This window comes from Bradyrhizobium sp. USDA 3240 (assembly GCF_054063295.1).
The window spans coordinates 1,119,226-1,138,075 of sequence record NZ_JBSSGD010000002.1 but is presented as its reverse complement, the minus strand read 5'-3'; the positions used below and the strand labels follow the sequence as shown (position 1 = coordinate 1,138,075).

Annotated in this window: 20 protein-coding genes and 2 pseudogenes; 11 read left to right on the top strand and 11 right to left on the bottom strand. The window is 64.4% G+C overall.

Annotated elements, in window-relative coordinates:
* Positions 1–25 precede the first annotated feature (25 nt).
* From ACVIGA_RS06105 to ACVIGA_RS06095, 3 genes are all read right to left on the bottom strand, one after another.
* The gene (locus ACVIGA_RS06105) at positions 26–601 is read right to left on the bottom strand and encodes a hypothetical protein (RefSeq protein WP_456665670.1); all 576 of its coding nucleotides are present in this window, start codon (positions 599–601) and stop codon (positions 26–28) included.
* A gap of 139 nt (positions 602–740) precedes the next feature.
* Positions 741–1,154 carry an MAPEG family protein gene (locus ACVIGA_RS06100; RefSeq protein ID WP_456665669.1) on the bottom strand — a complete coding sequence of 138 codons (414 nt, stop codon included), beginning with the start codon at positions 1,152–1,154 and terminating at the stop codon, positions 741–743.
* 147 nt (positions 1,155–1,301) lie between these two features.
* On the bottom strand, positions 1,302–2,705 hold the full coding sequence (locus ACVIGA_RS06095) for a carotenoid oxygenase family protein (RefSeq protein WP_456665668.1): 1,404 nt from the start codon (positions 2,703–2,705) through the stop codon (positions 1,302–1,304).
* 113 nt (positions 2,706–2,818) lie between these two features.
* On the opposite strand from ACVIGA_RS06095, the gene ACVIGA_RS06090 reads away from it, so the two are divergent.
* Positions 2,819–3,541: a TetR/AcrR family transcriptional regulator gene (locus tag ACVIGA_RS06090; protein ID WP_456665667.1), complete on the top strand. Its 723-nt coding sequence runs from the start codon at positions 2,819–2,821 to the stop codon at positions 3,539–3,541.
* A 25-nt stretch (positions 3,542–3,566) separates the two neighbouring features.
* Here ACVIGA_RS06090 and ACVIGA_RS06085 read toward each other — a convergent pair whose 3' ends face one another.
* A complete protein-coding gene (locus ACVIGA_RS06085) occupies positions 3,567–4,169 on the bottom strand; it encodes a hypothetical protein (protein ID WP_456665666.1) in 603 nt (200 codons plus the stop codon).
* Between the two features lie 165 nt (positions 4,170–4,334).
* On the opposite strand from ACVIGA_RS06085, the gene ACVIGA_RS06080 reads away from it, so the two are divergent.
* On the top strand, positions 4,335–5,057 hold the full coding sequence (locus ACVIGA_RS06080) for an SET domain-containing protein (RefSeq protein WP_456665665.1): 723 nt from the start codon (positions 4,335–4,337) through the stop codon (positions 5,055–5,057).
* A gap of 29 nt (positions 5,058–5,086) precedes the next feature.
* On the opposite strand, the gene ACVIGA_RS06075 is transcribed toward ACVIGA_RS06080, so the two are convergent.
* Positions 5,087–5,521, bottom strand: coding sequence for an RrF2 family transcriptional regulator (locus tag ACVIGA_RS06075; RefSeq protein ID WP_456665664.1), 435 nt, complete (start codon positions 5,519–5,521; stop codon positions 5,087–5,089).
* A gap of 83 nt (positions 5,522–5,604) precedes the next feature.
* Here ACVIGA_RS06075 and ACVIGA_RS06070 point away from each other — a divergent pair, with 83 nt between their 5' ends.
* Together ACVIGA_RS06070 and ACVIGA_RS06065 are read left to right on the top strand one after the other, a co-directional pair.
* A complete protein-coding gene (locus tag ACVIGA_RS06070; protein WP_456665663.1) occupies positions 5,605–6,066 on the top strand; it encodes a group III truncated hemoglobin in 462 nt (153 codons plus the stop codon).
* Positions 6,063–6,221, top strand: coding sequence for a hypothetical protein (locus ACVIGA_RS06065; RefSeq protein ID WP_223970292.1), 159 nt, complete (start codon positions 6,063–6,065; stop codon positions 6,219–6,221). Before ACVIGA_RS06070 ends, ACVIGA_RS06065 begins: the two co-directional genes overlap by 4 nt.
* Positions 6,222–6,280: 59 nt before the next feature.
* Here the strand turns inward: ACVIGA_RS06065 and ACVIGA_RS06060 are convergent, their stop codons facing one another.
* Both ACVIGA_RS06060 and ACVIGA_RS06055 read right to left on the bottom strand, forming a co-directional pair.
* A complete protein-coding gene (locus ACVIGA_RS06060) occupies positions 6,281–6,679 on the bottom strand; it encodes a hypothetical protein (protein WP_375775579.1) in 399 nt (132 codons plus the stop codon).
* A gap of 26 nt (positions 6,680–6,705) precedes the next feature.
* A complete protein-coding gene (locus ACVIGA_RS06055; RefSeq protein ID WP_223970294.1) occupies positions 6,706–6,930 on the bottom strand; it encodes a hypothetical protein in 225 nt (74 codons plus the stop codon).
* Between the two features lie 94 nt (positions 6,931–7,024).
* On the opposite strand from ACVIGA_RS06055, the pseudogene ACVIGA_RS06050 reads away from it, so the two are divergent.
* The 3 genes and pseudogenes from ACVIGA_RS06050 to ACVIGA_RS06040 all read left to right on the top strand — a co-directional run bounded on the left by ACVIGA_RS06050 (position 7,025) and on the right by ACVIGA_RS06040 (position 9,303).
* Positions 7,025–7,850 (top strand): annotated as a pseudogene (locus ACVIGA_RS06050) (helix-turn-helix domain-containing protein).
* A gap of 62 nt (positions 7,851–7,912) precedes the next feature.
* A pseudogene (locus tag ACVIGA_RS06045) lies at positions 7,913–8,579 on the top strand (DsbA family oxidoreductase).
* 85 nt (positions 8,580–8,664) lie between these two features.
* Positions 8,665–9,303 (top strand): NIPSNAP family protein, encoded by a 639-nt coding sequence (locus tag ACVIGA_RS06040; RefSeq protein ID WP_456665662.1) that lies wholly within the window; start codon positions 8,665–8,667, stop codon positions 9,301–9,303.
* A 247-nt stretch (positions 9,304–9,550) separates the two neighbouring features.
* On the opposite strand, the gene ACVIGA_RS06035 is transcribed toward ACVIGA_RS06040, so the two are convergent.
* The 3 genes from ACVIGA_RS06035 to ACVIGA_RS06025 form a co-directional block, all read right to left on the bottom strand.
* The gene (locus ACVIGA_RS06035) at positions 9,551–10,384 is read right to left on the bottom strand and encodes a transglutaminase domain-containing protein (protein WP_456665661.1); all 834 of its coding nucleotides are present in this window, start codon (positions 10,382–10,384) and stop codon (positions 9,551–9,553) included.
* An 86-nt stretch (positions 10,385–10,470) separates the two neighbouring features.
* Positions 10,471–11,655, bottom strand: a complete 1,185-nt coding sequence (locus ACVIGA_RS06030; RefSeq protein ID WP_456665660.1) for a GNAT family N-acetyltransferase — start codon at positions 11,653–11,655, stop codon at positions 10,471–10,473.
* A 224-nt stretch (positions 11,656–11,879) separates the two neighbouring features.
* Positions 11,880–12,311 (bottom strand): hypothetical protein, encoded by a 432-nt coding sequence (locus ACVIGA_RS06025; RefSeq protein WP_375775572.1) that lies wholly within the window; start codon positions 12,309–12,311, stop codon positions 11,880–11,882.
* 181 nt (positions 12,312–12,492) lie between these two features.
* On the opposite strand from ACVIGA_RS06025, the gene ACVIGA_RS06020 reads away from it, so the two are divergent.
* The 4 genes from ACVIGA_RS06020 (at position 12,493) to ACVIGA_RS06005 (ending at position 17,270) form a co-directional block, all read left to right on the top strand.
* Positions 12,493–12,720, top strand: a complete 228-nt coding sequence (locus ACVIGA_RS06020; RefSeq protein ID WP_176530277.1) for a hypothetical protein — start codon at positions 12,493–12,495, stop codon at positions 12,718–12,720.
* Positions 12,721–12,849: 129 nt separating this feature from the next.
* Entirely contained in the window at positions 12,850–14,280 is a 1,431-nt protein-coding gene (locus ACVIGA_RS06015) for a caspase family protein (RefSeq protein WP_456665659.1), read from the top strand.
* 72 nt (positions 14,281–14,352) lie between these two features.
* Positions 14,353–16,377 (top strand): pyrroloquinoline quinone-dependent dehydrogenase, encoded by a 2,025-nt coding sequence (locus ACVIGA_RS06010; protein WP_456665658.1) that lies wholly within the window; start codon positions 14,353–14,355, stop codon positions 16,375–16,377.
* A 353-nt stretch (positions 16,378–16,730) separates the two neighbouring features.
* Complete coding sequence (locus tag ACVIGA_RS06005; RefSeq protein ID WP_456665657.1) at positions 16,731–17,270, top strand: hypothetical protein; 540 nt, start codon at positions 16,731–16,733, stop codon at positions 17,268–17,270.
* Positions 17,271–17,422: 152 nt separating this feature from the next.
* Here the strand turns inward: ACVIGA_RS06005 and ACVIGA_RS06000 are convergent, their stop codons facing one another.
* Entirely contained in the window at positions 17,423–18,400 is a 978-nt protein-coding gene (locus ACVIGA_RS06000) for a Bug family tripartite tricarboxylate transporter substrate binding protein (protein WP_456665656.1), read from the bottom strand.
* Between the last annotated feature and the right edge of the window lie 450 nt (positions 18,401–18,850).

The following is an 18,850-nucleotide window of genomic DNA, read 5'->3' as shown; positions in this document are numbered from 1 at the left end:
CGTTGTGATGTTGCTATTGCAGCGTCTAGCGTGACGGCAGTGCGCCCGTAGGCGGCGTCCCGTACTTGGCCGCGCGATATTGCGGATACCAGCGCGTGAAGTACACCGCGGCATTGCGCGCGGCGAAGGCGATCAAGAGGCCGGTCCACAGCGGCAGGGCCGGCACATAGAGTACCGTGATGTTGCCGATCAACATCAACAGCGTCGCAGCGGTCCAGGCTCCGGTGATCAGGTAGTTGGCATAGAGGAAGCCCGGCTGCTTCGCGATCTCGGCATCGACCTGCTCCAGCGCATATTGCCGCGTGAAGGGATGGCCGATCAGGATCGAGGCGAACGACACCACCAGGATGCCGGCATCGACAGCGATCTTCACCGCGATGGTGCTTGGCGTCGGATCGATGAAGGTGAGGTAGCTGCCGACGGCGGTGAACACGATCACCGAGCCGACGCCGAGGATCTTGATGCTGCGGCCGCGCGCGATATCGAACGCGATGACGGCAAGGCAAATCAGCGCGGCAGCGAGCAGGCTGACCGTGGCCGAGGTCACCAGCATCAGGGTGGCGAAGGCGCCGTAGGGAGCGAGGATCAGGAAGATCGTCATTAGGAGCCTCGAAGGCTAATCTTTACACCGTAAAGATAAACTAGGGGCGGGCAGGGTAAGCGTCAAGTGAAATCTTTACAGTGTCAAAATCGTGATGGATAGAGGAAGTAAGACTTATCAATGAGTTGCTCGCGAGCAATCAATTCATGCCGCCCGAACTGATCCGCGACAGCGTCGTCACCGCACAGGTGATGAGCAGGCCGATGGTGATGAAGATGCCGCCGGCCCGCCCGATCGAGAACCGCAGCGAGCCGGGCGCCGCATACATCCCGAGCGGATGAATCAGCCGCGACAGCAGCAGCGCCGCCATCAAGAGGTGCACGCGCGACGACGATGCTCCCGCCATTTCCAGGAAAGCGACCATCAGCGTGATGATCGGAACATACTCCATGAAATTGGCATGGACACGGATCGCGTTACGCAGCGCGAGGTTGCCGCCGTCGCTGAACGGCGCTCGGCTGCTTCGCCGCAGCCGGATCACCTGCAAGGCGAGGACCGCGTAGAGCAGGGCGAGGATTGCAAGGTAGCCTGCCGTGATCGAAGGCATGTGCATGCGAACCTCCTCGGTGCGTCGTCGACATGTCTCCCACAACGTCATTCCGGGGCATCGCACAGCGATGAACCCGGAATCTCTTGACCGACAATCTCCGGATTCCGAGTTCAGCCCTGCGGGCCGCCCCGGAATGACGGAGGTGCGACGCTACTCGGCTCCCACCCAATTGCCGTGGAATCCATCCGGCACGCGGTGGCCGAGATGAACCAGCGCGGTCGGGCCCGCCTCGACATCCTGTGCGTTGAACACGGCGAGGTCGCTGCGGTTTTCGCGGGCGCGCCAGACCACCGCGAGCAGCCAGCCGTCGCCTTCGGCCGCGTCAGCGCTACGCTCGACGAACACGGGCTCGGAGATGGTGTCGCCGGCGGGCAGGAGATAGTTGCCGAGCCGTCTGCCGCGGCCGTCGACATGCACGATGCCCGACAACGCGCCGAACATCGGCAGATCGGGATTGGCGCAGGCGTACCAGCCGTGATTGCTGGCAAATCCCGCGCGGCGATCGTCGACGCGGGGGAATTCGCCGGTGAGATCGTCGAGGTAGGTTTGCGTGAAGCGGTCGGTATTGCCGGAGAGATCGAACGTCCAGCGGCAATAGCGGGCGCGGTTCTTCTTCGGATCGGTCTGCGAGCCGTCGGGATGGTTGAACAGCGGCGCTTCCTCGAACTGCATTACATCGGCGATGATGCGGTTGCCGTCTTCCCACGCGTTCATGACATGGAAGACGTAGCAGGTCTCGGCGCGGAACCAGACGATGTCCTTCGAGGCGCCGCTGCGCTTCATCACGCCGACATAGGCGCCCTTCTCGGGCTCCCAGGCGTAGGGCGCCTGTCCGCGCATCGCGCGCTGCATGCTGCCGGTGATCGGCAGGATCGGAAACAGCACATGGTTCTCGGTGACGATGAAGTCGTGCACCATGCTGGCGTAGGGCGCCTCGAAGCGCTCGAAGCGCGTCACCACGCCGGATGAGCTTACAGATCCGTACGACAGCGCCGGCGTCAGCGGACCCGCGGCGTTATAGCCGAAAAACACCATCTCACCGGTGACCGGATCGATCTTGGGGTGCGCGGTGAAGGGGCCCGAGATCGCGCCCTTGTAGTCGCAATAGCCAAGGCGATTGAGCGTGCCGGGTTCGATCTCGGTCGGCAAATGGCCTTCCTCGAGCGCGAGCAGACGGCCGCCATGGAAGATGATGTTGGTGTTGGCAACGCCGCCGTCGGTCGTGATGTCGGCGGGCGCGTCCGGCATCTTGCGGCCGAAGCCGCCGAACAGCGCGCGGCCGGCGTCATGCTCGGCCTGCCATTTTGCGGTGCGGACCCAGCGGTTGCGATAGCTGGCACGGCCGTTCTCGAGGTGGAAGGCGTGCAGCATGCCGTCGCCGACGAACCAGTGCGCGCCCGGCGCTTCGAACTGCGGATTGGGACCGTTGCGGTACAGCGTGCCGTTCAGCTCGCGCGGCAATTCGCCCGTGATCTTGAGGAACGGCGCATCGGCTTCAAACGGGATCGGCGCCAGATTGGTTCGCGCCGTGTTGGATGTGACCTGGTCGAGCATTCCGCATCTCCCTGCATTTTGATCTTTACACCGTAAAGATATCAGTAGGGATGACGCCATCGATCGTCAAGCAAAATCTTTACAGTGTAAAAATTGCGACATATAAGGGCCGCATGGCAAGATTATCCAAAGAAAACAAGGCGACTCGGCCAACACGTGCTCCGACCCGCCGGGTTGCGCGGGTGGCCGATCGCTCGGCCCCGCGGCGCCGGACCAATGACACGCCGTATCATCATGGCGATCTGCATGAAGCGCTATTGAAGGCCGCGGAGCGTGTGCTCGAGCGTGATGGACTGGCCGGACTGACACTGCGTGCGGTGGCGCGCGACGCCGGGGTATCGCACGCCGCTCCCACGCATCATTTCGGCGATCTCACCGGATTGCTCAGTGAGCTCGCGGCGATCGGCTTCCGGCAATTCGGCCAGGCGATGGCAGCGGCGGACGCTTCAGCGGCGACACCGCCTGAAAAGGGAGCGGCGAGCGCCAAGGCTTATGTCGCCTATGCGCAGGCGCATCCCGGCATGTATGGGTTGATGTTCCGCAGCGAGCGGCTCGATCATGCGCGGCCGTCGCTGCACGAGGCGTCCGAGGCGTCGTTCGCCGGGCTGACCCGCGGTGTCGGCGCCAGCCGACATGAGCAGATTTCCAAGGAGCAGCTCACGTTGGACCAGGCAGCCGCGATCGCGTCCGCCTGGTCGCTGGTGCATGGCTTCACCATGCTGCTGCTCGACGGCCGCCTCAAGACGATTCTGGATCGGTCGCCCGAGGGCACATCCGTGGAGGCGTTGTTGACCGCGATGCTGCGTTTGTCCGCGGGCCGCTCAGCGCGGCCGTAACCGATATTGCGCCTGGGGCGGCGTTCTAGCGTTTCGTCAGCGACGTGGAGCGGCCGCTCTGCCCGATCGTCTTCACCTGGTCCGCGCCGCATTTGAAATCGCGGGCGAAATCGTCGGCGGCCTGCCGCGCCAGCTCATTGGCGTTGGGGTTGGCGGCGACGTCGACATAGGCGACATGGCAGACTTCGCCGGGCGGCAGCCGCGTCACGGCGAGCATCGCCCGTGAGACCGGGCTGCCTTTCTTGTCCTGCTCGCTGCTGTCGGCGATCTGCCAGCGCTGGATGATCGCGAAGGGCTTGCCGCCGGCGGCACGCCATTCGACCGTATCGCCGGTCGAGCTGAACGGGCCGAACCAGGCCTGCGCCGCCGGTTCCCTGGCTGCCGCCGCGCGGTTTCGGCCGACCGACACCACTTCGCGCAGATCGCCCTCGTTGATCAGCACTACCAGGCCGGATCTCCCCGGGCAGACCCGCGTAGCGCTGCCGTCGTCCTCGTTGGGCTTGCCGATCATCCGGCAGGCCTTCGGCGCGGTCGACGTATAGAAGCTGCTGATCGTTTGGGCGCCAGCCTGACCAGGATTTGCGCTGGCGAGCGCCACAACGATTGTTGCAAAAGCAGGGTATTTCATCGGGGGAAACCTGCGATCCGGACGTTACTTTGTGTCTGACATATGCAATCTGGGGAAGGTTCAACAGACACGCGGGAAACACCTGACAGGCGCGCGGAATCGTCCTAGAAGGGCGGCTTCGCAATTTCTGTCGTGTGCACCTTGCGTGCCGTAATCTCGATCGTCATGACCACATCATTCTCGCACAAGCCCTATCGCGTCGGCCGTTCCCGTACTGGCCTCGGCCTTTTCGCCACCAAGCCGATCAAGAAGGGGACCAAGATCATCCGCTATTTCGGGCCGCTCCTCGACTCGAAGAAGAAGGATGAGGACGCGATCGAGAACAAGTATCTGTTCGAGCTCACCAACCGCTGGACCATCGACGGCTCGATCCGCGAGAATGTCGCCCGCTACATCAACCACGCCTGCCGGCCGAATGCAGAATCCGACGTCAAGCCGCGCAAGCGCAAGGTGTTCATCCGCGCCATCAAGGACATCGAGCCGGGCGACGAAATCAACTACGACTACGGAACCGACTATTTCAAAGCCTATCTGAAGCCGATCGGCTGCAAGTGCGATGCCTGCGAGAAGAAGCGCAAGAAGAAGCGCGCGGAGGCGAGGGCGGAGCGGCTGCGGCTGAAGGAAAAGGCCGAGCGGAAAGCCAAGCGCGAGGCCGAGAGGCTCGCCGAGGCGCGGGCCAGGCAGAGGAAGGCCGGCGCGAAGAAAGCTGCCAAAGCCAACGGCAAGCTCGGCAACGGCACGACGCTGAATGGCACCGCGCTGAATGGCAAGACCCTGAACGGCAAAGCTCTGAACGGCAAGCACCTCAACGGCCACAACCTGATGGCCGCGCCCGGCAAGCGGGCGGCCCCTTCAAAGCGCGGCGCCTCACGCGTGCTGCAGGCCTGAGTTCCGAAACTAATCCTGCTCGGCGATCGTCATGATGCGCGTGCCGGATGGCGCGCGGGACGCGGCAGATAGGCGCATTCGGCGAGCGTGGTTCCGTCGAGCTCGCGCATGAAGGCCTCGCGGGCCGCCGCGAGCCTCGCCTTCAGGCGGCAGCGCGGCAGCAGCACGCAATCGCCGCCATCATCCCTGAAACATTCGACCAGTGCGCTGCCGCCTTCGAGCGCACGCACCACGTCGCCGAGCGTGATCGCCTGCGGGGCGCGCGCCAGCGAAAATCCGCCGCCGGCGCCGCGCTGGGTCGCGATGAAGCCGGCCTCGGCCAGGTCGCGCACCACCTTGGCGAGGTGATTGCGGGAAATGCCGAACTCGGCCGCGATCTCGCTGGTCGCGAATGAGCGGTCCGGCTCGCCGGCCAGCCGCATCAGCGCGCGCAGCGCAAAATCCGTGAATGATGTCAGGCGCATGGAAGCCCTTCGAAATCAGCACTTGGCGGATCCGCTATAGCAGTCTAAATATGTATTTAAAATACCTATTTAGGATGTGAGGCATGACAGCAGCAGAGCGCCGCGAGCAGATCACCGCCGAGATTGTCGCGCGGACCGGGATCACGGAGGCCATGATCGAGCAGCTGGTGCACGCCTTCTACGCCAAGGTCCGCAAGGACCCGATGATCGGGCCTGTGTTCGAGGTCAGGATCAGCAAGTGGGAGCCGCATCTGGCCCAGATGTGCGCGTTCTGGTCATCGGTCGCGCTGATGACCGGGCGCTATCACGGCACGCCGATGGTCAAGCACATGAAGCTGCCGGTCGATGCCGCGCACTTCGACCGCTGGCTCGAACTGTTCGAGGCGACGGCGCATGAGCTGTGCCCGCCGGTCGCGGCGCTTCATTTCATCGAGCGCGCGCGGCGCATCGCGGCGAGTCTTGAGATGGGCGTCGCCAGCGGGCAAGGCGTGATGCTTGGGGTTGGGGAACGTTACAGGCGAAGCGAAGCAGGAGCAGTGCAATGAGGAACAGGGCGAAAGCGATCGCACGTGCAATCGACGGTGCGTGGTTTCAACAGGATCAGGCCGATCCGTTTTCCGGCAGCAGCCTGGTGCCGATGCTGATCATTGGCCTCGCGCTGACCTTCGCGGGCATGATAGTCGCGGTGGTTCTGAGCTGACAGAAGAGAACGGCCGCCGCGTTTGCCGCGACGGCCGCTCGCAACGTTCTGCATTCGCCTTACGCCGCGACCGTCTCGCCGCTGCGGCGCAACCCGACATATTGCAGCTCGGCGAACACGCCGGTGGCGATCGCCTGGGCGAGGATCACGATAGTCCCGAGCAGGTTCGGCGATACGGCGCCCGAGAGTAGCAGCGCGATGCTGGCAAGCGTCCAGGCCGCGTTGCCGGCGACCACGAGGATCACAGGTCCTTTCGGCAGCGAGGTTCGCGCGGCGAGCCAACCGACCAGCGCGGTGTAGGCGATCAGGAACAGCCCGGTCTCGCGCAGCAGCGCTTCCGGCAGGCCGAGCAGCGAGGCCAGGGCTGCGGTGTCGAGCACCATCGCGATGGCGGATACGCCGCTGAAGACCGCATCGGCAAGCAAGGCGCGGCGCAGCAGCTGGGACGAGTGGATCATGGCAGGGTCTCCTCGGGTTGGGGTGGTTAGCGGAACAGGGACTGCAGCTCGCGCCACAGCCGGAACGGGCACAGCGCCTTGCCGACTCTCATCTCGACCGCATAGACCTGCGCGAACACGAACATGCCGGTGTCGTGCACGATCGGCTGGGGCATGTTGAGCGAGCGCGCGACCAGCCAGGTGGCCAGATGGACCAGCCACGGGATCAGGACGGCGAAGGCGCGGATAAGGGACAGCATCAGCATGGTCATCTCCTGTGCAGTGGAAGATGAGCCGGCCTGCGCGCCAATTCGATTACCTCAGGCGTAATGGAACGGGCGAATTTCGCATGGTAGGTTTTGCACCATGAACGCACATGCATCCTTGGCGCGGGCCGAGCCCGCGAAACCCGTCCTGATCGGCGAGCACCTGCGCGAATGGCGGCAGCGCCGTCATCTCAGCCAGCTCGACCTCGCTGTCGATGCCGAGATCTCGGCGCGGCATTTGAGCTTCGTCGAGACCGGCCGCTCGGCGCCGTCGCGCGACATGGTCCTCAAACTGGCGGAGCGCCTCGACGTGCCCCTACGCGAACGCAACGTGCTGCTGGTCGCCGCGGGTTTCGCACCCGCATTCCCGCAACGCTCGCTGGAGGATCCCGCGCTGAAATCGGCGCGCGAGGCGATCAATTTGGTGTTGAAGGCGCATGAGCCCAATCCGGCGCTGGCCTATGACCGGCACTGGAATCTGGTCTCCGCCAACCGCATGGTGGCGCCGCTGCTCGAGGGCGTGCCGCAGCGGCTGCTCGGCCAGCCCTTCAACATCCTGCGGCTGGCCTTCCACCCGGAGGGCCTCGCGCCGCGGACCGTGAACCTGGCGGAATGGGCCGCGCATCTCCTGGAGCGGCTGCATCGGCAGTGCGAGGGCAACGGCTGATCCGGAGCTGCTCAAGCTCTATCAGGACCTGAAGTCCTATCCGATCCCGGCGCGGTCGGCCCCGATCACCCCCGACAACAACGTCGCGTTGCCGTTCAAGCTCCGCCTCAATGGCGAGATCCTGAGCTTCATCTCGACCACCATGGTGTTCGGCACCCCGGTCGACATTACGTTGCAGGAACTGGCGCTTGAGACCTTCTTCCCGGCCGACGAACTGACCGCCGAGCGGATGCGGCAGATGGCAGCCAGTATGAAATAGCGGCTTGTCTCGGGGCGCTTTCGGCCTACTTTTGGGGTTCCAATTCCGCCGGGAACCCTGCCATGAGCGATCTGAAGCCGCTTCGCCTCGATATCGTCTCCGACGTCGTTTGCCCCTGGTGCTACATCGGCAAGCATCGCATCGAGGATGCGCTCAAGCTGGTGCCCGATGTGCCGGTCGAGGTGCACTGGCGGCCGTTCTTCCTGAACAATTGGGTGCCGCGCGAGGGCAATCAGCCGCGACGAATATCTCACGGCAAAGTTCGGCTCGGTCGACGCCTACAAGGGCATCGCCGGCCGCGTGGTCGCGGCCGCCAATGAGGAGGGGCTGACCTACCATCCCGAGCTCGTCAAGCGGCAGCCCAATACGATCGACTGCCATCGCCTGATCCACTGGGCCGAGGCCAAGGGCAAGGCGGCCGAGATGAAGCAGCGGCTGATGGAGCTGTATTTCCGCGACGGCGGCGATCTCACCGACACCAACGTGCTGGTGCAGGCGGCAGCCGATGTCGGCCTCGACGCCGCCGACACGCGCAAGCGTCTTGCCACCGACGAGGATGTGGCGCTGGTGTCCGCGCAGGCCCAGGAAGCCTCCGAAAAGGGCATCTCCGGCGTGCCGACCTTCGTGTTCGCGCAGAAGTATGCGGTGTCCGGCGCCCAGCCGGCCGAGCAGCTCGCCCGCGCCATCCGCGAGGTCTCGGCCGAGATCAACGCGCAGGCGGCCGAGTAGTCCGAAGTCCTTCACGAAAGCCCGGCACATGCCGGGCTTTTTCGTTTGCCCACACGATCCATCGGAAACAACCAGGGAGACAATCATGATCTATGAGCTGCGCACCTACACGGTACGTCCAGGGACCGTCGGCGAGATGGTCAAGGCGGCGAGCACGATCTCGCGCGACATCCGCGCCGACAATTTCGGCAAGCTGGAAGGCTACTGGATCACCGAGATCGGGCCGCTCAATCAGGTCATGCACATGTGGAGCTACGCCGACCTCAACGAGCGGGCCCGGCTGCGCGCCGAGCTTGCGAAGAATCCGCGCTGGACCGGCGAGTACATTCCGGCGATCCGTCCGCTCCTGGTGCGCCAGGAGGTCCGGCTGCTGAATGCGATCATTCCGCCGGTGGCGCCGGCCACGACCGGCAACATCTACGAATTCCGCAACTATCGCGCCAAGCCACTCGGCGGCGTCAAGCAATGGCTCGACCTGATCACCGGCGTGCTGCCGGAGCGCGAGAAATATTCCAAGATCGTCGGCCTCTGGCACACCGATTCCGGGCAGCCCAACGAGGTCTGCCACATCTGGGCCTATCCCGATCTCAACGCCCGCGCCGCGGCGCGCGGTGGTGCGATGAAGGATCCGGCCTGGCTGGAATTCCTCGGCAAGGGCACGCAGCTGCTCGAGGAGATGCACTCGACCATCATGCTGCCGGCCCCGCACTCGCCACTGCAGTAAGGCGAGACTCGCCGAGAACGCCGGCAGAAAGCCTCACCCGATGTTTCCATCGGATGAGGCTTTCCAGGCAAGGGCATGCACTGCCTGAGAAACAGCGCGCCGCAACGCTAGAAGGGCTAGCTGACACCAACCTGACGGCGGAAACTTGTTGTTTCCCGATATGTCTGCATGGCTACGAAAAGGTAAACCATATGCCACGATGAACGAGGCAAGCTCGGCGTGCCGTTGTGCCGGGCCGCCCGCCGCACTACCGAGACCAGGGCGGCACCAAGTTGCGTGATGCCGCGTCGTCCAGCGTGGCGAACTGGTCCGAGCCATCCTCGAACGCCGCGACCACGTCGGCGAGCCGGTCGAGCTCGGCAAGGGCGTCGACCTTCAAGACCTTGCTGGCCGGCGCAGCGTCGCGCCAGCTATCCCAGGCCGACATTTGCCGGTTCGTGAGCGACAGCAGGTCGCGGTAGACGTTGACGTGAAGAAACCACAGACCGGTGGCCGCGCCGTGACCGAACGCTCCGGCAGCCACCGCGTTGCTTCTCGCCATCCGCCACGCCTGCGATGCCGTCAGAAACGCATCGCGCGGCAGGTTCGCGCCGTCGAACGTGATCTGCAGTTGGTCGATCTGGAGCGCATCGAGCTGCGCGTCGGCCTGCAGCCAGCGCCGGTCGCCCGGTGACCAATATTCGCAGATCCAATGATCATGATAGATGTCGTCGGCGATGTAGGTCGCAAAGCCGCAGCGGACCCGCGCGGGGATCGATCGGCTTCGGAGCATGCTGCACAGCAGGAGCGCGTAGTCGCGACAGGTGCCGAACGTGCGGCTGCGTGGCGGGCGTGCCGCGGTGAGCGGACCGGCGAACGACGCTTGGATCAGCTTCAAGCGATCTGCAACAGGTTGGGTTTGCCGGAGCATCGGGAAATCAGGCGGAATGCCGTACCGCTCAGCCAGCGCAACGTGAATGATCAGCCCCGAGATGACTTCGCACAGTCCGGAGACCGTTGCGGGCAAATCGTCATACGCACCGGCCAGCTCGCCGGGGTCGGTCAACGCGTCCTGCCGGACGTAGCATTCCTGGATCGTCACGTTCCAGCCCGATCATGACGTTACCGGCTCGAAGCCGTCATGCGCAGCCTATCGATCCGTGCGGGCTCGCGCAAAGGGGGGCCGTGTTATCCGGGCTTGCCGCGCCGGCTGCGGATGAAACGGACCGCGCCGCGCGCGGTCTCGTAGGCGAGATTGTTCAGGGTCAATGCCGCATGAACGGCGGTGACCAGCGGATCGCGCCGCCGCAGCGGCAGCAGCACGTCGCCGATCGCGAAGCGGCCGCGCCAGATCGGGTCGATCATGGGGTGGCCGGGCGCCGCGGTGGAATCGGCCGAATTGATCGCGGGATCGGCGCAGAGATGGCGCGTCAGCTCCAGCGTCAATTGTGCGCCTGGCGAATGCTTCGCAAAACGCTCGTCGATGCCGATCTTGAAGAAGAAGGCGCGGTCCTGGTGCCGCACCACGATGCCGCCTGCAACCGCCGTGCCGCCCGCATGCAGCATGACGATCTCGCAGCGGCCGGTCTCGGCCAGCGCCGAGGTCGCGCGGCGGATGAAGGTTGCGTCGCCGGCATGCTGGCTGAGCGCGGTGCCGCGCTGGCCCTTCCAGCCGCCGGCTTCGAGCGCCAGGAAAGTCTCGAGCGCCGCCGCAACGTCGCGCGGCGTGCGGGCGACGTCGAAGCGCACCGCGCCGTGGTCGGACAGGCGATGGCGCTGGCGGCGCAACTCCTTCAGCTTCTTGGGCCCGTGCGCGTCGCGCAGCAATTCATCGGCGTCGCGCGTCGCATCGAGCTGTGCACGCTGATAGGAGCTCAGCACGCGCGGCCCCAAACCGTCGCGCGCGAGCACCGCGCGGATCGCCGCCATGGCCGGGCCCTCGAGCGACATGGTGCGCAGGATCAGCGCATGTGCGCCCGCATTGCGCGCCTGCTGCAGCATCTTGCCGGCGGCCTGCTCGGCGGCATCGCGGTCGAGCAGCGGTGTGCACAGCGTGCCGTAGGGTTCGGCGCCGACCAGCGCGGGCAGGGGGATCCGGTAGATTCGCCGCAACGGTACGACCGGCAACAGCCCGATCAATTGCCCGGCATCGCCGGTGGCGCTGAGCAGCGATGCGCCGGTGCGGCCGCGCGCGGAGGCATCGACCGCCAATTCCCAGTCGGGCTGGTAGTAGCCATTGGCCTCGATCGCGCGCTCGGCAAGCGCCCGCCATGCGCCGACCGGCGCGGCCGACAGCGGCGGCAACGCGCGATCGTCCGTGGCATCCTTGCGCGATGCACGGCGGATCATTGCCTGGTCAGCAATATCGGCCACGTCCCATGTTTCCCCGGTCTGCGAGGCTGATCGGCTTTGCGTTCATCGCGGGCAACGCTAGCGGAGAGAGATGGAAAATGCCGTTGAGGCCATCCGGCAATTTGAGCGATCAGGTTAACGCGGCATTCAGCATACCGCGGTTGTGCGCTTGGTGTTGCGACAACGTGGCACCGGAGATCGCGAGAGCTCACAACGATGCACTGACAGCGGTGAGCATCGGGCTGCTACGGCTTGGGACTTCGCTGCGCTTCGAGCTGAACGGCGCTGTCGACCGGCTCGTAGGTCTCGGTCACGCAATTGTCGTCAGCCTCCACCTGCCGGCGATCGAAGATCGCGCCGTCATTGATGAAGACGCGATAGGTCTGCGTCCCGAGCGGCTTGCCGATCACCGAAGTCAGTTCGGCGCGCACGCAGGCGGTCCAGCCGGTGCCGCGCGGGTCGTGCAGCGGGGCGGAGACCCGCACATGGGCCGGCTGCGAGCCGGCGGTGAACACCGAATCCAGCTTGCCAGCCACCAGCCGCTTGACATCGGGAGGCGTCTCGAGCGGCGCCGGCTCGGTGGCTTTGACCTTCAGCATGTCAGGCCATACCGCGTGGCTGTCCGCCAGCCCGCAGCCGCTCAACATCAAGGCGGCGCCGGCCAGCAGCGCCGCCACTTGTACCTGTCCCTGTCCCATCGAACTAATTTAATGTGCCGCCGCCCACGTTGCGCCCCCCTGGTGGGGCTGAATCCGCATCGCGCGGCGCTTTGTCGATCAACAAATGTCGAGCGACAAGCTATGTTCGGGGTCGAGGTGTTGCCGGATGTTTCTACGGCTGCGGGGGAGAGAGACTGACATGAAAAGCTTCACGGTTGCTGCCGTCATTCTGGCGTTGATTGCGACACCGACCCTGGCCCAGGGCCGGCGAGGCGGCGGGGGCGACGACAAGAAGACGGAGAAGAAGCCCCAGATCGACGAGAAGGCCTACAAGGCCGCGCTCGACCGTATCCCCGAGCCCAAGGAGAAATACGATCCCTGGGGCGTCACCAAGCCGGCCGCGGATCCAGCGAAGAAGCCGAAATAGCCGGGCCCATCTGATCCCTACGACAATTCAGGCCCAACAACCGGCGCCGGCGGCAGCAGATTGCCGCACGGCATGAACCTTCACCTGACGGCTTCCGACCCATCTCCGACGCCATTGTCGGAGGCCGCCATGCTTCGCCGTTCGCTCCTCAACCTGATCGTTCCGGCTGCGATCCTGTTCGGTGCCGTGCCGGCACTGGCGGAAAGCCGTCTGGCGCTGGTGATCGGGCAGTCCGCCTACAAGTCGGTGCCCGCGCTGCCCAATCCGGCCAACGACGCCAGGGCGATGTCACAGATGCTGACCGATGCCGGCTTTGCGGTGACAACGGCATCGGATCTGTCCCAGGATGAGATGCGCGCAAGGATCAGCGACTTCGCCGGCCAGGTGGCGGCGAAGGGCGCCGACACCGTCGCGCTGGTGTTCTATGCCGGGCATGGCCTGCAGATCGATGGCGAGAACTATCTGGTGCCGGTCGATGTCGACCCGAAGCGCGAGGCCGACATCCCGATCCAGGCGGTTCGCCTCAACGACATCCTGAACACGCTGACCTCGGTGCCGAGCCGGATGCGCATCGTGCTGCTCGACGCCTGCCGCAACAATCCGTTCCCGGAGCTCAACAAGACCGCCGGGCATGGGCTTGCCATCGTCGATGCCAGGATCGGCGCGCCCGGCACTTTTGTCTCATTCTCGACGTCACCGGGCGCCGAGGCCGAGGACGGCAGCGGCGCCAACAGCCCCTATACGACCGCGTTGCTGGCTTCGGCGAAGGAGCCGGGGATTCCGATCGAGGATACCTTCAAGCGCGTTCGTCTCGCGGTCAACAAGGCGACCGACGGCCGCCAGACGCCGTGGGATTCCTCGTCGCTCACCGACGATTTCCGCTTTATGGCAGGTACGTCAGCGTCGCCCGCGGCCACGCAGGTGCCAGCCGCGACCAAGCGCACTGTCGATGAGTGGAAACGCGAATTGCAGGGCAAGCCGATCGAGGTTGCCAACGAAATGATGGTGGTCGACGGCACCGATGAAGCCTATGACGCCTTCGCCGCGATCTTCGCCGGCACGCCGCGGGGCCCGCAGGCGCGCGACTGGCTCGACCGGCATCGCCGCATGGTGGCCTGGAACGACGCCATTCTCGCCAATACGGCGGCGGCCTATCGCAGCTTCCTCGTGCTGTACCCCGACAGCGATCTGACGGCGACCGCGCGCAAGATGATCGAACGGTTGCGCTACCGTCCCGATCTGACACCGGCCGCCGCGCTCAGCGTGCCCGCGACCAACGTCGCGCTGGCGGCGCCGACCTGTCCCTGCAACACCGCGCCGCCGCAGCAGGAGCAGAAGGCGGCCGCGCCTGTGAAGAAGCGTGCCGATCCCGATCCGCCGCCGCGCCGCGCCGGCAAGCGCCCGCCGCGCGTCGTGGTCGAGGACGATGTCGTGGTGGTGCGTCGGCCGCCTCCGGCCGTGGTCTACGAGCCGGTCGGACCGCCGATCGGAATCGGGATTGGCATCGGCGGCGGCTATCGCGGCAACTATGGCGGCGGTTATCGCAGGGGTGGATACTGACGCGCCAATCGCGTAAAGGCTTTCCCCGCATGAGATGCGGCATCCGATGATCGCATCTCGCGGGAGGACGCAATGCGGTCGCTGTTTCGCCTGCTTGCCGCGCTTGTGCTTTACGTGCAGCCGGCGCTCGCTTGGGAGTATTGGGGCGGCGACAGTGGGGGCACACGCTTCTCGCCGCTGACAGAGATCACAACAGACAATGTCGGCACGCTCGTGCGCGGCTGGGAATTCCGCACCGGCGATCTCGACGCGCGTCCGCCGGAGGTGATGAAGCGCACCAAGTTCGAGGTAACGCCGCTGTTCGTCGAGGACAGCCTGATCTTCTGTACGCCGTTCAACGAGGTGATCGCGCTCGATCCCGGCACCGGTGCGCAGAAATGGCGTTTCGATCCGAAGATCAGCATGGCACAGCGGCCGGCCAATCGCTTTGTCTGCCGCGGAGTCGCGCACTGGACCGATGATCGTGCCGCTGAAGGTGCGGCCTGCAAGTCGCGCATCTTCACCGGCACCAACGACACGCGCCTGATCGCGCTCGATGCCAGGACCGGCAAGCCCTGCGCCGATTTCGGCAACAACGGCGAGATCAAGATCGACGCCGGCATGAAGCTGGAATGGCCCGGCGAGTTTCAGATCACGTCGGCGCCGGTGACCGGACGCGGCGTGGTCGTGGTCGGGTCCGCGATCGGCGACAACCGGCGGGTCGACGCGCCGGTTGGCGCGGTGCGCGCCTTCGATGCGCGGACCGGCCAACCGCGCTGGACCTTCGACCCGCTGGTGCATGCCGGCGTCGAGGCCGGCCACAGCAATGTCTGGGCGCCGATGTCGGTCGACGAGGAGCGCGGCCTGGTGTTCCTGCCGACGACATCGCCCAGTCCGGATTTCTGGGGCGGCAAGCGTCCCGGTAATGACGAGCACGCCAATTCCGTCGTCGCGCTGCGGATCGAGAGCGGTGAGCTCGCATGGGCATTCCAGACCGTGCATCACGACGTCTGGGACTATGACCTGCCGGCACAGCCGACGCTGGCGCGGATCGACACTGGCAACGGCATGCGCGACGTCGTGATCCAGGCGACCAAGCAGGGCTTCGTGTTCGTGCTCGATCGCGACACCGGCAAGCCGGTGTGGCCGGTCGAGGAGCGCGCGGTGCCGCAGAACGGCGCCGAGGGCGAGACACTGTCGCCGACGCAGCCGTTCCCGACCCATGTGCCGCCGCTGCTGACCCAGCGGATGACGGCCGATGATGTCGGTGGCCTGCTGCCGGGCGTCGGGAGCGCGGCGTGCGACAAGCTGCTCGCGCAATCCCGCAATGAGGGGCTTTACACGCCGCCGTCGACGCAGGGCACGATCATTTATCCGATGACCGGCGGCGGTGTAAACTGGGGCAGTGCGGCCTTTGATCCCGTCAACCAGATCCTGTTCGCTAATGTCAGTCACGCGGCGCATGTCATCACGCTGATTCCGCGCGACCAGGCCAAGGGCTTCAATCCGCCGCCCGGCCACGATTTCGGCCAGCAGCAGGGCGCGCCGTTTGCGATGTCGCGGGCGCTGGCGAGTACGGCGGTCGGCTCGCCCTGCAACAAGCCGCCATGGGGCGAGACGGTGGCGGTCGATCTCAAGGCCGGCAAGATCCTCTGGCATACGTCGGTCGGCACCAGCGAGGATCTCGCACCGCTCGGCATCGCGCTCAATACCGGCACGCCGCTGCTCAGTGGCGTCGCGATCACTGCGGGCGGACTGGTGTTCACCGGTGCGATGGACGCCTATCTGCGCGCGTTCGATGTCAAGTCGGGCCGGCAGTTGTGGCTCGGCCGGCTTCCGGTGCCGGGCGTCGCCAATCCGATGACCTATCTCTGGAAGGGCGAGCAGTATGTCGTGATCGGCGCCGGCGGCCATTCCGAAGGCGGCACCTCGATCGGCGACAGCGTGGTGGCATTTCGCCTGCCGCGCCAGGGCGAGGGTGTTTCACTTCTCACGCGCCTGATCGATCGTCCCGGCGGACGGTTTGCCGCGAAGGCGCTCGCGGCCGGTGTGGTGCTCATGGCCCTCATTGCGCTGTGGTGGCGCTGGCGGCACAGCCGTCGCTCGCGATCCGCTTAGGTGCTCCCTGCCGCAGGTGCGCGCCGCCAAAATATCGAAAACAACCCCATGCAAAGTAGCCGGCGGCTGCGGGCGTTCGAAAAGCAACTTGACAGGTCGGGCAACTCAAGGGCATTTTCTAATATTCCGAAATTGTGCGAGCGCCGCCTCGCTGCGTCAAGGCGCGATGAATTCAGGTTCTTCGCCGCCTCTGACTGGTCCGGTATTGTGTGCAGTCCGGACTTCTCATCAACGATCCTCGACCGCCGCATTTGACCCAAAGCGGATAATCCGTGTCATCTCTCGGCGGATTTCTTAGGGATTGGCAAATAATCCTGACGGACGAGCCTGAGCCGGTATCAGGAGATTGATGGATGCAAAACGCGACAGTGGCCGCGCTTGTTTACGAGCTTCTGTTCGAGGTCTATCGAAAGATGGAACTCGATCGAAAGGGCGGGCTGTTCCGATCCTTTCCTGATGAGCATGGCACGCCACGCGAGGCATTCTTCCATGAATTTATGAATACTTGGGAGTGGCTCGCCGGCACGCTGGAGGAAATCGGCATTCTAAAGCTTCTCCAACCAACTTCTGGTCTCTGGGGACCGAATTTCTACCCAGTGATTGGCTTGGACGAGTGCGCGGTGACGGATTTTTCAAGGTTCGAGACCTTCGACAATTATTGTGTCGCGATGAACTCTTTTGAAATGCTGCATAGTCATTTTGAATTTCGTGGGCAAGTCGATCTCAGCATTCGGTCGCCACGTTTCCTCGAAGCCGTCGCGTCCCAAGATGATATTTTTCTGGTCGAGGATGACGGCGAAGTCAGGTTTGATCGGGCGCGCTTCAACGCGAAAGTCATGACGCGGTGGGACGAACTAGAGGTTCGCCGCGTTCATCCCAAGAGCGGCGCTTAGTTTTTTGAAGCGAAGACGTTCTGCAATAGCAGCAGACTGAAGGAATGTCCGGTTCTGGCCCCCAAGCAGACCTGAGGCTGGCGCGGATAGACGTCAGCTTTTGACCCAAAGCTGACATCCCGCGTGGGTGACGGGGACCGCAGTGAGCAGGATCAGTCTACCTGCAAACCGGCATCCTTGATTGGACCTTCCCAGCGTGTGATCTCCTCAAGCACGTAGTTGGCGAGGTATTCCGGCCCACGCCGCTCGGGGGCAACGCCGACTACGCCGATGTCGTTAAATCGTGCCCTGATCGCAGGCGTATCCATTGCCGCATGGGTTGCCTCGTTGAGCTTGACCACAATGTCCTTCGGCGCGCCTTTTGGCAGGAAGAAAGCCGTCCAAGTCACGACATCGACATTGATACCCTGCTCGTGCGCCGTCGCAAGTTCGGGCATCAGCGGCGTGCGCTCGCGAGACAACAGCGCGAGAGGCTTCGATTGCTTTGCGGCCGCACGCACAACAGAAGTCCCCATGTTGCCGCACATGTAATCGATCTGGCCGCCGATTAGGTCGTTGGCGACTGGGCCGCCGCCACGATAGGGAACGTGAGTTACCTCGACGCCGATCCTCGCGTTGAGCAGCGCACAAGCAAGATGCGTGGTCGATCCGACGCCTGCCGAGCCGTACTGCATCTTCGTGCCGTTCTGCTTAAGCAGCGCGATAAACTCTGTGAAGTTGTTGGCAGGCAGATCCTTGCGGCCTTCGAGTACCATCGGCTGGTCAGAAAAGAGAGTGACAGGGGTGAAGTCGCTCACCGCATCATAGCGGCGTTTCCGGTATATCGATTGGTTATAGGCGTGGGTGCCGACAGTCCCGAGCAGTACCGTATAGCCGTCCGGCTTGCCATTGATCACGCGTTGGACGCCGATGATGCCCCCTGCGCCAGTTACGTTCTCTACGATTACCGATTGGCCGAGCAGTTCGCTCATCCGCGCTCCGATAATACGTGCGATGGTATCGAATACGCCACCGGCCGCGTAGGGTACCACCATGGTGATGGAGCGCGCCGGATAGGACTGGGCCTCCGCCGCCGCCGACCAGGCCGCCGCTCCGGCAGCCACCAGCAACACAAGACACTGTCGCATCATGCATCACTCCCGGTCTTGGAAAGCTCCGAGCGGTAGAAACTAGCGTATTTTGCACCGCGACACATCTAACAACGGAGCTTGCCGCCGGAAATGTCAGCTCGCGGCCTCGGAAGCGCCGCGCTGGCTACCGAAAGTCCGGTGTCGGGGAGTGAAGCGGACCTCACAGCTGCGCGGTCCGATTTCCGAGTTCGACCCTGGGCGGACATTCCCCAAAGCATCGCCGATGTCGGCTTTGAGAGCGACACGGACTTCGCTATCTCCGCTCGCATACACTGGATTTTGAGTACACGCCCTGTTCTCATCGCGCTTTAGCGCGGCGCCGTCACAAATCAGAAACGCGAATTCTCAATCCGTGCACCGAAACGACGTGCGGGCATGCGCGCACGATGTCATGCTTGCGTTCGCCGCGGCGCTTCGCTTACGAGGTCGCGAGCGGACGCGCCGGGCTTC

What these genes read in the sequence shown, in the direction of transcription:
- ACVIGA_RS06105 (WP_456665670.1), bottom strand. Translation starts at nt 601, where the DNA reads ATGACGATCTTCCTGATCCTCGCTCCCTACGGCGCCTTCGCCACCCTG.
- ACVIGA_RS06100 (WP_456665669.1), bottom strand. Translation starts at nt 1,154, where the DNA reads ATGCACATGCCTTCGATCACGGCAGGCTACCTTGCAATCCTCGCCCTG.
- ACVIGA_RS06095 (WP_456665668.1), bottom strand. Translation starts at nt 2,705, where the DNA reads ATGCTCGACCAGGTCACATCCAACACGGCGCGAACCAATCTGGCGCCG.
- ACVIGA_RS06090 (WP_456665667.1), top strand. Translation starts at nt 2,819, where the DNA reads ATGGCAAGATTATCCAAAGAAAACAAGGCGACTCGGCCAACACGTGCT.
- ACVIGA_RS06085 (WP_456665666.1), bottom strand. Translation starts at nt 4,169, where the DNA reads ATGAAATACCCTGCTTTTGCAACAATCGTTGTGGCGCTCGCCAGCGCA.
- ACVIGA_RS06080 (WP_456665665.1), top strand. Translation starts at nt 4,335, where the DNA reads ATGACCACATCATTCTCGCACAAGCCCTATCGCGTCGGCCGTTCCCGT.
- ACVIGA_RS06075 (WP_456665664.1), bottom strand. Translation starts at nt 5,521, where the DNA reads ATGCGCCTGACATCATTCACGGATTTTGCGCTGCGCGCGCTGATGCGG.
- ACVIGA_RS06070 (WP_456665663.1), top strand. Translation starts at nt 5,605, where the DNA reads ATGACAGCAGCAGAGCGCCGCGAGCAGATCACCGCCGAGATTGTCGCG.
- ACVIGA_RS06065 (WP_223970292.1), top strand. Translation starts at nt 6,063, where the DNA reads ATGAGGAACAGGGCGAAAGCGATCGCACGTGCAATCGACGGTGCGTGG.
- ACVIGA_RS06060 (WP_375775579.1), bottom strand. Translation starts at nt 6,679, where the DNA reads ATGATCCACTCGTCCCAGCTGCTGCGCCGCGCCTTGCTTGCCGATGCG.
- ACVIGA_RS06055 (WP_223970294.1), bottom strand. Translation starts at nt 6,930, where the DNA reads ATGACCATGCTGATGCTGTCCCTTATCCGCGCCTTCGCCGTCCTGATC.
- ACVIGA_RS06040 (WP_456665662.1), top strand. Translation starts at nt 8,665, where the DNA reads ATGATCTATGAGCTGCGCACCTACACGGTACGTCCAGGGACCGTCGGC.
- ACVIGA_RS06020 (WP_176530277.1), top strand. Translation starts at nt 12,493, where the DNA reads ATGAAAAGCTTCACGGTTGCTGCCGTCATTCTGGCGTTGATTGCGACA.
- ACVIGA_RS06015 (WP_456665659.1), top strand. Translation starts at nt 12,850, where the DNA reads ATGCTTCGCCGTTCGCTCCTCAACCTGATCGTTCCGGCTGCGATCCTG.
- ACVIGA_RS06010 (WP_456665658.1), top strand. Translation starts at nt 14,353, where the DNA reads ATGCGGTCGCTGTTTCGCCTGCTTGCCGCGCTTGTGCTTTACGTGCAG.
- ACVIGA_RS06005 (WP_456665657.1), top strand. Translation starts at nt 16,731, where the DNA reads ATGCAAAACGCGACAGTGGCCGCGCTTGTTTACGAGCTTCTGTTCGAG.
- ACVIGA_RS06000 (WP_456665656.1), bottom strand. Translation starts at nt 18,400, where the DNA reads ATGATGCGACAGTGTCTTGTGTTGCTGGTGGCTGCCGGAGCGGCGGCC.